Here is a 12,274-nt window from a genome sequence, read left to right as displayed (position 1 = left end):
TTTCGTCATTGATCAGGATAACTATGAAACGCGCCGTTGTTGTATTTAGTGGAGGTCAGGACTCCACCACTTGTCTGGCGCAAGCGCGGCATCAGTATGATGAAGTGCATTGTGTCACGTTTGATTATGGTCAGCGCCACCGCGCAGAGATTGATGTCGCGCGGGCGCTGGCGTTAAAACTTGGCGCACGCGCGCATAAAGTGCTGGATGTCACTTTGCTGAACGAACTGGCGGTCAGCAGCCTGACGCGGGATAGCATTCCGGTGCCGGACTATGAACCGAACGCTGACGGTATCCCCAATACTTTCGTACCGGGACGCAATATTCTCTTTCTGACGCTGGCGGCGATTTACGCTTATCAGGTTAAAGCCGAAGCGGTGATCACTGGCGTTTGCGAGACCGATTTTTCCGGCTATCCAGACTGTCGCGATGAGTTCGTCAAAGCGCTGAATCACGCGGTGAATCTGGGCATGGCGAAAGATATCCGTTTCGAAACGCCCTTAATGTGGATTGATAAAGCTGAAACCTGGGCGCTGGCCGATTATTGGGGCCAACTGGATTTGGTTCGCGAAGAGACGCTGACCTGCTATAACGGCATTAAAGGCGATGGCTGTGGTCATTGCGCAGCCTGTAATCTGCGCGCTAACGGCCTGAATCATTATCTGTCGAATAAAGCGGCGGTGATGGCAGCAATGAAGCAAAAAACCGGGTTAAGGTGATTGTTTTGCCGGATGGCGGCGCACGCACCTTATCCGGCCTGGAGATATTCACCATGGTCAATATCTCCAGGCCGGACAAGTTCAACGCCATCAGACTGCGAAGCGTTATTGCACCATCTGTTCCAGCTTTTCACGCAATTCGCCTTCCAGCGGCAGCGCTTTTTGCGTTTTTAAATCAATACAAACAAACGTGATGAGCGCATCGGCCACCACCTGCCCTTCTGGCTCCAGCGTAATCGTCTGGCTTAATACGCCGCTTTTACCGTTAAGCTGTTGTACCTGGCTGGTCACGGTCAATAGATCGCTCAATACCGCCGGGCGACGGTAATTTATATTGATGTTTACCACCACAAAGGCAATATTGCGGGCCGTCATCCACTGAAAGCTGTCGCTGTTTTCCAGACCATCCCAACGGGCTTCTTCCAGAAACTCCAGATAGCGGGCATTATTAACATGTTGATAAACATCAAGATGATATCCACGAACTTTGATTTGTGTTTGCATAGCGCAATAACCTTACGTTGTTGTTATAAGTAAACGACAAGTACAGAGGTCATAACTGGTATGACCTCTACAGTCTGGCAAATTTTGGCCACTGTGCAAGTGATTACAATGTTAAAACTGCCAGATTACGCTCCACCAGCGCGCTTCCCATTCCCGGCACCTGCTTTAAATCATCCACCGTTTTAAAAGGACCATACTCCTCCCGATAGCTCACAATAGCCTGCGCTTTTTTCAGCCCAACGCCGTTCATCACCCGCGCCAGATCCTCCGCAGACGCGGTATTAATGCTCACCCTGGTACCTTCATCATCGCTGGCTTTAGCAGGTAATGCCGCTTTGGCGGAGGATGAAGAAGGCGTATCCGCTTTTGTTTCCACCGCTGCATTTTTTGCGACAGGCGTCGCCGCCAGCGCGCTATGGGCCATGCCCGCGCAGGTTAAAGAAAGCGTAATAAGCAGTGCTTTAATTCCGTGTTTCATACTGTTTTCTCCTTGTTTGTTAACAGTGCAGCCACGATAGCGGGGCGGAGAAAAACGAACAAACGGCAATTCTCAGAAATGGAAAAGGCCGCGAAAGCGGCCTTTGTGGGATACAACGTTTTGCAATTTTTTGCGAAGCGCCTCGACGATTACTGCTGTTCCAGAGCGTCGCCGATTTTGATTTTCGCCTCTTTACGCAGATTGCTCATCAGCGCCTCAAAGACAATTTGCGCATTGTTCTGCGTGATGCCCTGCACCATCGCTTTTTTCTGCGCTTCCGGCATGGCGCCCGCTTTCACCTCGTCAAACGCCAGCAGAACGACGTTACCCTGCATATCGTTCGCCACGCCATAAACTGGCTTATCTTTCGTCGGAAGGCTTAACGCAAAGGCCGCCTGACTCACCGGATCCTGACTGGTACGACTTAACGTTTTAGGCTCGCCAAAACTCAGCCCCGCCGCTTTCATCGCTTCCGCGCCTTTGCCCGCTTTCAGCTCGACCAGCAGTTTCTCCGCATCCAGCTTCGCCTGTTGTTCCGCTTTATTATGCTTCACCAGGGCAGTGACCTGTTCTTTCACTTCTGCCAACGGCTTCACGGCTTCAGGTTTATGTTCGCTCACGCGTACGACAAAAGCCCGGTCACCATCCACGGTGATAATGTCTGAATTCGGCCCCGGCGTACCGTTTTCGCCCACCAGACCGCCATTAAAGATAGCATCGGCTACCGGTTTGAAGTTCAGCTCTTCCGGTAAGGTGTCACGGCTAAACCAGCCGGTTTCAACGGCTTTTACGCCAGCGACCTGTTCAGCGCCTGCTAACGACTCATTGTCGTTGCTTGCCGCATCGCTCACTTTCTGCTGCAACGCATAGTAAGCATCCAGCGCTTTTTCTTGTTTCACTTTCGCGGCAATGTCGTCGCGAACCTCGCTTAACGGTTTCACTTTGGCAGGCTGAATATCATCCAGACGCGCCACCAGAAAACCGACAGACGACTTAATCACGCCAGATATCTGGCCTTTTTCTTTTAATCCGGCGTTTTTCAGTTCCGGCACCGTGGCAGACTCTTCCAGCCAGCCCATATCGCCGCCATTACGCGCAGAGATGATATCGGTAGATTTCTCTTTCGCCAGCGTGGCGAAATCTTCGCCCTTGTTCAGCGCATCCAGTACCGCTTTCGCATCATCTTCCGTTTTGGTCTGAATAATGCTGTAACGAATACGCTCCGGCTGAGTAAACTGATCTACATGCTGGTCATAATAGGCCTGAATATCCGCATCGCTGACCGGTGCCTGCATCGTCGCGGCATCCAGCTTGATATAGCTTACGCGGAACTGTTCCGGCGTCATAAAGCGGACTTTATTCTGATCGTAGTAGCTGGACACTTCCTGATCGGTCACCTGCTGCTTCGCCGCCAGCGCGTTGACATCAATAACGGCTTCACGCACCACGCGCTGTTGAGAGACTAATGCCGCCAGTTCGTCGGTTTCCCCTTTCAGCATAAAATCAGTACCGGCCACGCCGTTGATCAGTTGCTGAGTGGTAAGCTGGTTACGCAGCGCCTGAGCGTACTGATCGGCGGTCATTCCCATCTGATTCACAATCGCGTTATAGCGGTTGTTGTCAAACTTACCGTCCACCTGAAAAGCGGGAGTGGCGAAAATCGCCTGCTTTACCTGCTCATCGCTGATGCCCAGTTTCAGTTCGCGGGAATATTGATCCAACAGCGCTTCATCTATCAGACGATTCAGCACCTGCTGGCGCAGGCTTTTCATATAACCTTCGTTGGCCGCCAGTTCAGAATACCTGTCGCCCAACTGCTGCTGCATACGGTTACGTTCGTTGTTAAACGCATTCTCAAACTGTGCCCGGCTGATTTCCTGGCCATTCACTTTTGCGGCGTAGTTATTGCTTCCGCCAATCAGGTAACCACTAACGCCGGTCAAAATGAACGACACGATAATGATAACGAAAATAATCTTGAGCACGAGACTGTTTGCAGCCGTGCGTAAGCTGTCCATCATGGTGTAACCACACTCCGCTGTAGGTGACTTTACACTTTATCTTTCAGGCGGCTTCTCCGCTGGCTACCGAGTGATTCGCTCAGTCGCCGCGTCGACGCAACCTGAATGATTTGCGTATAGAGACTTCACGCGCATCGCATTTTCTGAACGCGGCGCACAAAAGCCTATTGTGACAAGAAACGAGGGCAATTGTCAGCCCGCAACGCACAGAAAGTCCCGAATCGCCAATAAAAAAGGCACATCAGTTGATGCGCCCTTGTACTTTGTCACATCCCCCGAGGGGATCACGCTTAGTTTACCGCGTCTTTCAGCGCTTTACCTGCACGGAAACTCGGCACTTTGGCAGCGGCGATGGTGATCTCTTTACCTGTTTGCGGGTTGCGACCAGTACGGGCAGCACGCTCTTTAACAGCAAAAGTACCAAAGCCTACCAGTGCAACGTCATCCCCTTCTTTCAGAGATTCGGTAACAGAAGCAATAATCGCATCTAACGCACGTCCAGCCGCAGCCTTAGAGATATCAGCCCCTGCAGCAATTTTTTCGATCAGTTGAGATTTATTCACTCTTCTCTTCCTCTTTATAATTTATATCGCACCTGAATCCTTCGAAGTACGACCGCGCAGCAGTTATATCAGGCCTGCCACGCCCTTACAACACCCGTTAATGGTGGCAGACCCAATCAACCATCTAAATTAGCTATACAAAAAAAGGCTGGCAAGTCCGAAATAGCCTGCCAGCCCTGTTTTTATTAGCGCTATTTGCGCGAGGTCACTATTTTGCGGTTACAACCTGCATTCCAGACGGTTCGTTTTGCAGAGCAAGCGTCAGAACTTCCTCAATGCGCTTCACAGGATGAATATCCAGATCGGCAATCACGTTGTCCGGAATTTCCTCCAGGTCACGTTTATTTTCGAACGGAATTAAGACCGTTTTAATCCCGCCGCGATGCGCCGCCAACAGTTTTTCTTTCAGGCCGCCGATCGGCAACACCTGACCACGCAGCGTGATCTCACCGGTCATTGCCACATCTGCGCGCACCGGATTACCGGTCAGGCAGGAAACCAGCGCGGTACACATCGCGATACCGGCGCTTGGACCGTCTTTCGGCGTTGCGCCTTCCGGCACGTGAACGTGGATATCGCGTTTTTCGTAAAAGTCCGGATTAATACCCAGTTTTTCCGCGCGCGCACGCACCACGGTCAGCGCCGCCTGAATGGATTCCTGCATCACTTCACCGAGCGAGCCGGTGTAGGTCAACTTGCCTTTGCCCGGGACGCAGGCGGTTTCGATGGTCAACAGATCGCCGCCCACTTCCGTCCACGCCAGCCCCGTCACCTGACCTACGCGGTTTTCGCTATCCGCGCGGCCATAATCAAAGCGCTGCACACCGAGGTAGTCGTGCAGATTATCGCCGTTAATTTCGATATGTTTTAACGACTTATCGAGCAACAGTTGTTTAACCGCTTTGCGGCACAGTTTGGAGATTTCACGCTCCAGACTACGCACGCCCGCTTCACGCGTGTAATAGCGGATAATACCGATAATCGCGCTATCGTCGACCGTCAGTTCGCCTTTCTTCAGCGCGTTACGCTCGATCTGCTTCGGCAGCAGGTGACGTTTAGCAATATTCAGCTTCTCGTCTTCGGTATAACCGGACAGACGGATCACTTCCATACGATCCAGCAGCGGCGCCGGAATGTTCATGGAGTTGGAAGTGGCGACGAACATCACATCGCTGAGATCGTAATCCACTTCCAGGTAATGATCGCTGAACGCCACGTTCTGCTCCGGATCCAGCACTTCCAGCAGTGCGGAAGCCGGATCGCCGCGCATGTCAGAAGACATTTTGTCGATCTCATCGAGCAGGAACAGTGGGTTTTTAACCCCCACTTTGGCCATTTTTTGGATCAGTTTACCCGGCATAGAGCCAATGTAAGTCCGGCGATGACCGCGGATTTCCGCTTCATCACGCACGCCGCCCAGCGCCATACGGATGTATTTACGCCCTGTTGCTTTAGCGATGGACTGGCCCAACGAGGTTTTACCTACCCCCGGCGGCCCCACCAGACACAGGATCGGCCCCTTGATTTTATTTACACGGCTTTGAACCGCGAGATACTCAAGGATGCGGTCTTTCACGCGCTCCAGACCATAATGGTCAGTATCGAGGATTTCCTGCGCCTGACGCAGGTCTTTTTTGACCTTGCTACGCGCATTCCACGGCACCTGCACCATCCAGTCGATGTAGCCGCGCACCACGGTCGCTTCCGCCGACATCGGAGACATCATTTTCAGCTTCTGCAGTTCCGCTTCCGCTTTCTCTTTCGCCTCTTTCGGCATTTTCGCCGCGTCGATCTTACGCTTCAGCGCTTCGTTTTCGTCCGGCGCGTCGTCCATCTCGCCAAGCTCTTTCTGAATCGCTTTCATTTGCTCGTTCAGATAGTACTCGCGCTGGGATTTCTCCATCTGCTTTTTCACGCGGTTGCGAATGCGTTTCTCAACCTGCAGCAGATCGATTTCAGATTCCATCATCGCCATCAGATATTCCAGACGTTCGTTAACGTCGGACATCTCCAGTACGGACTGTTTATCCGCCAGTTTCAGCGGCATATGCGCGGCGATGGTGTCAGCCAGACGTGCAGGGTCGTCAATGCTATTGAGTGACGTCAGCACTTCCGGCGGAATTTTTTTGTTCAGCTTGATGTAGCCTTCGAACTGGCTGATAGCGGTACGCACCAGCACTTCTTGTTCACGCTCATCAATGGCTGGCGAATCAAGGTACTCCGCCTTCGCGGAGAAATGTTCGCCGTTGTCAGACAGCGCGGAAATACGCGCGCGCTGTAACCCCTCGACCAGCACTTTTACGGTGCCGTCAGGCAGTTTCAGCATCTGCAAAATAGAGGCCACGGTCCCGACGGTGAAAAGATCGTTTACACCCGGCTCATCCGTCGATGCTTCCTTCTGGGCGACCAGCATGATTTTTTTATCATGGTCCATAGCCGCTTCCAGACAACGGATAGATTTTTCCCGCCCTACAAATAAGGGTATGACCATGTGCGGATAAACCACCACATCGCGCAAGGGCAATACGGGGATTTCAATGCGTTCAGAACGCTCAGGATTCATAGAGCTCTCTCTTAGTTTAGTGTCCGCCAGGTAATCAGATAGTATAGCTGTGCTCCATACCACCTATAACATGTACGTCAGTATATGGGGATGTTTCCCACACATTCAACGGCGTGTTTACAGGAAAAACGAAAGGGGAGATAAAATCCCCCCTTTTTTGGCTAACTGATTGTATGAATGTTTAATTATTCGCCAGAAGCCTGCGCTTCCGGTTTGCCGTAAATCAGCAACGGCTTACTCTGACCGGCAATAACGGACTCGTCGATCACCACTTTTTCGACGTCTTCCATAGATGGCAAATCGTACATGGTATCCAGCAGCGCCGCTTCGACGATAGAACGCAGGCCACGGGCGCCGGTTTTACGCGCCATTGCTTTCCTGGCGATAGCGTCCAGCGCTTCGTCACGGAATTCCAGATCGACGCCTTCCAGGTTAAACAGCGCCTGATACTGCTTGGTCAGCGCATTTTTCGGCTCTTTCAGGATTTGAATCAGCGCTTCTTCGCTGAGTTCATTCAGCGTCGCTACCACTGGCAGACGACCGATAAACTCAGGAATCAGACCAAATTTGATCAAATCTTCCGGTTCAACCTGCGACAACAGCTCGCCTTCGCTGGCTTTGTCGGACTTCGCTTTCACCGTCGCGCCAAAACCAATGCCGGAGCCGGTTTCAACACGGTTAGCGATCACTTTATCCAGACCGGCAAACGCGCCGCCGCAGATAAACAGAATCTTAGAGGTATCTACCTGTAAGAACTCCTGCTGCGGATGTTTGCGACCGCCCTGCGGTGGAACCGCGGCGACGGTGCCTTCGATCAGTTTCAGCAACGCCTGCTGTACGCCTTCGCCGGAAACATCGCGGGTAATGGACGGATTGTCTGATTTACGCGAAATCTTATCGATTTCATCAATGTAGACAATCCCACGCTGCGCTTTTTGCACGTCGTAGTCGCATTTCTGCAACAGTTTCTGAATGATATTCTCGACGTCTTCACCAACGTAACCCGCTTCGGTTAGCGTGGTCGCATCCGCCATAGTGAACGGCACATCCAGCAAGCGCGCCAGCGTTTCCGCCAGCAGCGTTTTACCGGAACCGGTCGGTCCAATCAGCAGAATGTTGCTTTTACCTAACTCGACGCCATTGCTGGTATCGCCGTTACGCAGACGCTTGTAGTGGTTATAGACCGCCACCGCCAGCACTTTTTTCGCCTGCTCCTGGCCGATAACGTAATCGTCCAGGTGGGTACGAATTTCATGCGGCGTCGGCAGCGCACTACGTTCACGGTGCGGAGCAACTTCTTTAATTTCTTCGCGAATAATGTCGTTACATAAATCGACGCATTCGTCGCAGATATACACGGATGGACCGGCAATCAGCTTGCGCACTTCATGCTGGCTTTTGCCGCAAAAAGAGCAGTACAACAATTTGCCCGAGCCATCTTTGCGTTTATCTGTCATGAGTCAAAACCTCTTCTTTGTTCTTTGTGCCGCACACGACGACGCAAATGCCATTCTCAGGCGCAAGCCGCTAATCAGCGTTGTGCCGCCCTTCATTAGTATATACACAAAATCATTCGAGCTACATCAAGGCGGCAACTCGTCGACTCTGCAGGCGCTTACATAAGTAAGTCACTGGGAGGCGCGCTGGCAGCCAACACCGAGGTAGCGTGAAGGATGAAGTGTATAGCGGCACACTTGCGTCCAGGGCATCAATTACGATGGGTCAAAATTGAGTCAACCAAACCGTACTCTACCGCTTCAGGCGCGGAGAGGAAGCGATCGCGCTCAGTATCACGTTCAATCTGCTCAAGAGATTGACCCGTATGATGCGCCATAAGTTCATTCATGCGCCCTTTTACTTTCAAAATTTCGCGGGCGTGAATTTCAATATCCGTCGCCTGGCCCTGGTAGCCGCCCAGCGGCTGGTGGATCATGACGCGAGAGTTCGGCAAGCAGAAACGTTTGCCTTTCGCCCCGGCAGTCAGCAGAAACGCCCCCATAGAGGCCGCCTGTCCCATACAAATGGTGCTGACGTCTGGCTTAATAAACTGCATGGTGTCATAGATGGACATCCCCGCAGTAATTACGCCGCCAGGAGAATTAATGTACAGATAGATATCTTTTTCCGGGTTTTCCGCTTCCAGGAACAGCATCTGCGCCACGATCAGGTTAGCCATATGGTCTTCGACCTGGCCGGTCAGAAATATGACGCGTTCCTTAAGTAGACGAGAATAGATATCAAAAGAGCGCTCACCGCGTGAGGTCTGTTCAATGACCATCGGCACCAGCGCCATATGAGGGGCCAAATTATCTCGTTCTCCGCTGTATGACATTTCCGTCTCCTGGATAAAAATTGAAAAAATCTGCTGTACTGATTGTAACCTGATGGACGGATTATCAGCCAGTCCCTCTGTAATGGGTACGGCATCGCCATAATTCAAGCATAACAATCTTTTGCTCTAACGCTAACACTGAAACGCGGTTTTCGCACCCTTACCATGCAAAATACGTGACAAAAAAAACCCGTCACTGAAAGGTGACGGGTTTTTGTGCAAATTTCGTGCTTTTAACGCGAAAAATTACGCCTGCTGGTTCATCAGCTCATTGAAGGAAGTGGCTTTTTCAGACACTTTCGCTTTTGCCAGAACCGCTTCAACAGCCTGTTCTTCCAGAGCGACGTTACGCATATTGTCCATCAGCTCTTTATTTTTGCTGTAGAACTCAATCACTTCTTTCGGATCTTCGTAAGCAGACGCCATCTCTTCGATCAGGCCTTTAACGCGTTCTTCGTCCGCTTTCAGCTCGTTGGTACGAATGACTTCGCCGAGCAGCAGACCGACAACTACACGACGCTTAGCCTGTTCTTCGAACAGTTCGCGCGGCAGCTCCAGAGCCTGTTTCTCGTTACCACCAAAACGCTGCGCAGCCTGACGACGCAGAACGTCGATTTCGCTGTCGATCAGCGCAGACGGTACGTCGATGTCGTTAGCTTTTACCAGACCTTCGATCGCCTGAGACTTAACGCGGTTACGCACCGCGCCTTTCAGCTCGCGTTCCATGTTTTTACGTACTTCAGCGCGCAGACCGGCTACGGAACCATCTTCAACGCCGAAACGTTTGATGAATTCTTCGGTCAGTTCCGGCAGTTCGCGTTCTTCAACTTTCTTCAGGTTGATAACGAACTTAGCCGCTTTACCTTTCAGGTTTTCAGCGTGGTACTCTTCCGGGAAGGTCACGTCGATAGTGAACTCTTCGCCAGCTTTGTGGCCTTTAACGCCGTCTTCAAAGCCCGGAATCATACGACCCTGGCCCATCGCCAGAACGAAATCGGTCGCTTTGCCGCCTTCGAACTCTTCGCCGTCTACAGAGCCGGTGAAGTCGATGGTCACGCGGTCTTCCGCATCAGCAGCGCCGTCTTTTTCTTTCCAGGTCGCCTGCTGCTTACGCAGGGTGTCCAGCATCACATCAACGTCAGCGTCGGTGACTTCAACAACCGGCTTTTCAACTTCGATGGACTCGAGGCCGGTCAGCTCAACTTCCGGATAGACTTCAAACTCGACGGAGTAAGTGAAGTCTTCACCCACTTTGTATTCGCCCGGAACATAGTTCGGCGCGCCTGCCGGGTTAATTTTTTCTTTGATGATCGCGTCAACGAAGTTGCGGCTCATCAGATCGCCCAGCACGTCCTGGCGAACAGAAGCGCCATAACGCTGAGCGACGATATTCATCGGTACTTTGCCTTTACGGAAGCCGTCAATACGTACTTTTTTCGCTACGTTGACCAGCTCGCTTTTTACAGCGGTCTCGATGCTGTCAGCAGCGATTGTAATCGTTACACGGCGGCCAAGGCCCTGAGTGGTTTCAACTGAAACTTGCATCTTGTTACCTCAAAAAATCACAGTGCTCGGTCAACTCTACTCCGCAAGCACGTGCTATTTGCTTCGCGGAACCGGGATGTTCTCGTAATCAATCACATTCCCTGTCGTCAGAATCATCCCGAAGACGTTCATATATAAGACGGCGCATTATAGCGGCATCACTTTTGTGAGTCGAGAACGGTGATTGTGCGATGCTGCGGCGGTTTTCACAATTCTCGGCTAATTTTTGTCTGAATACTGTACGACACGCTCAAAATTCAGACAAAACAAAACGGCCCGCAGGCCGTTTTCACATAATTCTGTAGCAACATACTGGAAAAGCGGAGGTAGTTGCAAATCCGTTTTGCTACGCGATGCTTCCCGCGCCGCGACAAGGAGGCGACGCGAAGATAGTATCCTGCAATCCTTCCCACTCTTTGAGGGTATAAGTATGCAGTGCCAGCGCATGTACGGTTGTGGAAAGTTCCGCCGTTAACGTACCGTAAATCATCCGATGACGATTAAGAAAACGTTCGCCTGTAAAGCGATCGCTCACCAGCACGACCTTAAAATGGCTTTCCGATCCTGCTGGAACATTGTGACGATAGCTTTCATCCACAACTTCGAGAAACACGGGGTCGAACGCTGTCCTTAATTTTTCTTCTATTTGCTCACGTATCATCATGAAAATCTCCTCCGACAACGCTGTGATGTCACCCATCCCTTTAAATACTAGCCGCTTTTACCGTTTCCATTACAGCATGACAACAAAAATTTAGCTTTCGTCTGATTATTTCAGCCAAACGTATGAAGTTTACTGCCTTAATCATTCTTTTAGCGCTCAAAATCCCCGCTCGCGCCGTTATCAATACCAAATCGGACATTACGACGAATTTACCTGCGTTGACCACTTCCCCTCGCCGTTAGCGGTGTTATGATGGCGGGAATTTTTACCTATCACGTTTTAAGCGTCATTGAGAGCCTGAATATGTTAAAAAAACTTCTCTTTCCGTTAGTCGCTCTGTTTATGCTGGCAGGATGCGCCACACCGCCGACGACCATTGACGTCGCGCCGAAGATCACCTTGCCACAGCAGGACCCGAGCCTGATGGGCGTCACCGTTAGCATTACCGGCGCGGACCAACGCCAGGATCAAGCGTTAGCGAAAGTCACGCGTAACAACCAGCTGGTAACGTTAACCGCCTCCCGCGATTTACGCTTCCTGTTACAAGAAGTCCTGGAAAAACAGATGACGGCGCGGGGCTATATGATCGGGCCTAACGGCGCGGTTAATCTGCAGATAATTGTTAACCAACTGTATGCTGATGTTTCCCAGGGCAGCGTGCGCTACAACATCGCGACCAAAGCGGATATCGCGATTATTGCGACCGCGGCAAATGGCAGCAAGATGACCAAAAACTATCGCGCCAACTACTCTATTGAAGGGGCGTTCCAGGCCTCTAACCAGAATATTGCCGACGCAGTGAATAGCGTTCTGACCGATACCATTGCTGATATGTCTCAGGACACCAGTATTCACGATTTTATCAAGCAAAACGCCCGTTAATAG

At 51.4% G+C, this 12,274-nt stretch carries 11 protein-coding genes and 13 other annotated features; of the genes, 2 read left to right on the top strand and 9 right to left on the bottom strand.

Features of this window, described 5'->3' with window-relative positions; all coding sequences use genetic code 11:
• The first annotated feature begins 13 nt into the window (after positions 1–13).
• Positions 14–19, top strand: a ribosome-binding site (putative RBS for ybaX; RegulonDB:STMS1H000800).
• Positions 14–719, top strand: a protein-coding gene (gene ybaX / locus STM0455; RefSeq protein ID NP_459451.1) for a putative (aluminum) resistance protein. Within the gene, positions 24–719 belong to an annotated coding region; the region does not span the whole gene. Its footprint overlaps the feature before it by 6 nt.
• Positions 720–824: 105 nt before the next feature.
• On the opposite strand, the gene ybaW is transcribed toward ybaX, so the two are convergent.
• The 9 genes from ybaW to bolA all read right to left on the bottom strand — a co-directional run bounded on the left by ybaW (position 825) and on the right by bolA (position 11,401).
• The gene (gene ybaW, locus STM0454) for a putative esterase (RefSeq protein ID NP_459450.1) occupies positions 825–1,237 on the bottom strand. Within the gene, positions 825–1,223 belong to an annotated coding region; the region does not span the whole gene.
• Positions 1,232–1,237: a ribosome-binding site (putative RBS for ybaW; RegulonDB:STMS1H000799), on the bottom strand. Its footprint overlaps the gene before it by 6 nt.
• Positions 1,238–1,326: 89 nt before the next feature.
• The gene (ybaV, locus tag STM0453; RefSeq protein ID NP_459449.1) for a putative DNA uptake protein and related DNA-binding proteins occupies positions 1,327–1,715 on the bottom strand. Within the gene, positions 1,327–1,701 belong to an annotated coding region; the region does not span the whole gene.
• Positions 1,710–1,715, bottom strand: a ribosome-binding site (putative RBS for ybaV; RegulonDB:STMS1H000798). It overlaps the preceding gene by 6 nt.
• 135 nt (positions 1,716–1,850) lie before the next feature.
• Positions 1,851–3,740 (bottom strand): peptidyl prolyl isomerase gene (cypD, locus tag STM0452; protein NP_459448.1). Within the gene, positions 1,851–3,722 belong to an annotated coding region; the region does not span the whole gene.
• Positions 3,735–3,740: a ribosome-binding site (putative RBS for cypD; RegulonDB:STMS1H000797), on the bottom strand. (Overlaps the previous gene by 6 nt.)
• A 272-nt stretch (positions 3,741–4,012) precedes the next feature.
• The gene (gene hupB, locus STM0451; protein NP_459447.1) for a DNA-binding protein HU-beta, NS1 (HU-1) occupies positions 4,013–4,333 on the bottom strand. Within the gene, positions 4,013–4,285 belong to an annotated coding region; the region does not span the whole gene.
• Positions 4,293–4,298: a ribosome-binding site (putative RBS for hupB; RegulonDB:STMS1H000796), on the bottom strand. It overlaps the preceding gene by 6 nt.
• Positions 4,298–4,306: a -10 signal (putative -10_signal for hupB; RegulonDB:STMLTH004679), on the bottom strand. (Overlaps the previous feature by 1 nt.)
• Positions 4,325–4,333 (bottom strand) — a -35 signal (putative -35_signal for hupB; RegulonDB:STMLTH004679).
• 160 nt (positions 4,334–4,493) lie before the next feature.
• Positions 4,494–6,859, bottom strand: a protein-coding gene (lon, locus tag STM0450) for a DNA-binding protein (RefSeq protein ID NP_459446.1). Within the gene, positions 4,494–6,848 belong to an annotated coding region; the region does not span the whole gene.
• Positions 6,854–6,859: a ribosome-binding site (putative RBS for lon; RegulonDB:STMS1H000795), on the bottom strand. Its footprint overlaps the gene before it by 6 nt.
• Positions 6,860–7,033: 174 nt before the next feature.
• Positions 7,034–8,318, bottom strand: a protein-coding gene (gene clpX / locus STM0449) for a specificity component of clpA-clpP ATP-dependent serine protease, chaperone (protein NP_459445.1). Within the gene, positions 7,034–8,305 belong to an annotated coding region; the region does not span the whole gene.
• Positions 8,313–8,318 (bottom strand) — a ribosome-binding site (putative RBS for clpX; RegulonDB:STMS1H000794). It overlaps the preceding gene by 6 nt.
• Positions 8,319–8,556: 238 nt before the next feature.
• Positions 8,557–9,192, bottom strand: a protein-coding gene (gene clpP / locus STM0448; RefSeq protein ID NP_459444.1) for a proteolytic subunit of clpA-clpP ATP-dependent serine protease. Within the gene, positions 8,557–9,180 belong to an annotated coding region; the region does not span the whole gene.
• Positions 9,187–9,192, bottom strand: a ribosome-binding site (putative RBS for clpP; RegulonDB:STMS1H000793). (Overlaps the previous gene by 6 nt.)
• A 234-nt stretch (positions 9,193–9,426) precedes the next feature.
• Positions 9,427–10,736, bottom strand: a protein-coding gene (gene tig, locus STM0447; RefSeq protein NP_459443.1) for a peptidyl-prolyl cis/trans isomerase. Within the gene, positions 9,427–10,725 belong to an annotated coding region; the region does not span the whole gene.
• Positions 10,731–10,736: a ribosome-binding site (putative RBS for tig; RegulonDB:STMS1H000792), on the bottom strand. (Overlaps the previous gene by 6 nt.)
• Positions 10,737–11,071: 335 nt before the next feature.
• Positions 11,072–11,401, bottom strand: a protein-coding gene (gene bolA, locus STM0446; RefSeq protein ID NP_459442.1) for a morphogene; putative regulator of murein genes (BolA family). Within the gene, positions 11,072–11,389 belong to an annotated coding region; the region does not span the whole gene.
• Positions 11,396–11,401 (bottom strand) — a ribosome-binding site (putative RBS for bolA; RegulonDB:STMS1H000791). (Overlaps the previous gene by 6 nt.)
• Positions 11,402–11,630: 229 nt before the next feature.
• Positions 11,631–11,636 (top strand) — a ribosome-binding site (putative RBS for yajG; RegulonDB:STMS1H000790).
• Between bolA and yajG the strand changes: the two genes are divergently transcribed.
• Positions 11,631–12,271 (top strand): putative lipoprotein gene (yajG, locus tag STM0445; protein ID NP_459441.3). Within the gene, positions 11,639–12,271 belong to an annotated coding region; the region does not span the whole gene. Its footprint overlaps the feature before it by 6 nt.
• The last annotated feature ends 3 nt before the right edge of the window (positions 12,272–12,274 follow it).

Source organism: Salmonella enterica subsp. enterica serovar Typhimurium str. LT2 (assembly GCF_000006945.2).
Classification (GTDB): Bacteria; Pseudomonadota; Gammaproteobacteria; order Enterobacterales; family Enterobacteriaceae; genus Salmonella; species Salmonella enterica.
The sequence above is the reverse complement of the archived record's forward strand: the minus strand, read 5'-3'. Positions and strand labels throughout refer to the sequence as shown.

Bases quoted from the DNA above. Each gene is read 5' to 3' on its own strand.
- cypD (NP_459448.1), bottom strand. From the start codon at position 3,722: ATGATGGACAGCTTACGCACGGCTGCAAACAGTCTCGTGCTCAAGATT.
- ybaX (NP_459451.1), top strand. From the start codon at position 24: ATGAAACGCGCCGTTGTTGTATTTAGTGGAGGTCAGGACTCCACCACT.
- ybaW (NP_459450.1), bottom strand. From the start codon at position 1,223: ATGCAAACACAAATCAAAGTTCGTGGATATCATCTTGATGTTTATCAA.
- bolA (NP_459442.1), bottom strand. From the start codon at position 11,389: ATGATGATACGTGAGCAAATAGAAGAAAAATTAAGGACAGCGTTCGAC.
- clpP (NP_459444.1), bottom strand. From the start codon at position 9,180: ATGTCATACAGCGGAGAACGAGATAATTTGGCCCCTCATATGGCGCTG.
- ybaV (NP_459449.1), bottom strand. From the start codon at position 1,701: ATGAAACACGGAATTAAAGCACTGCTTATTACGCTTTCTTTAACCTGC.
- yajG (NP_459441.3), top strand. From the start codon at position 11,639: ATGATGGCGGGAATTTTTACCTATCACGTTTTAAGCGTCATTGAGAGC.
- tig (NP_459443.1), bottom strand. From the start codon at position 10,725: ATGCAAGTTTCAGTTGAAACCACTCAGGGCCTTGGCCGCCGTGTAACG.
- lon (NP_459446.1), bottom strand. From the start codon at position 6,848: ATGAATCCTGAGCGTTCTGAACGCATTGAAATCCCCGTATTGCCCTTG.
- clpX (NP_459445.1), bottom strand. From the start codon at position 8,305: ATGACAGATAAACGCAAAGATGGCTCGGGCAAATTGTTGTACTGCTCT.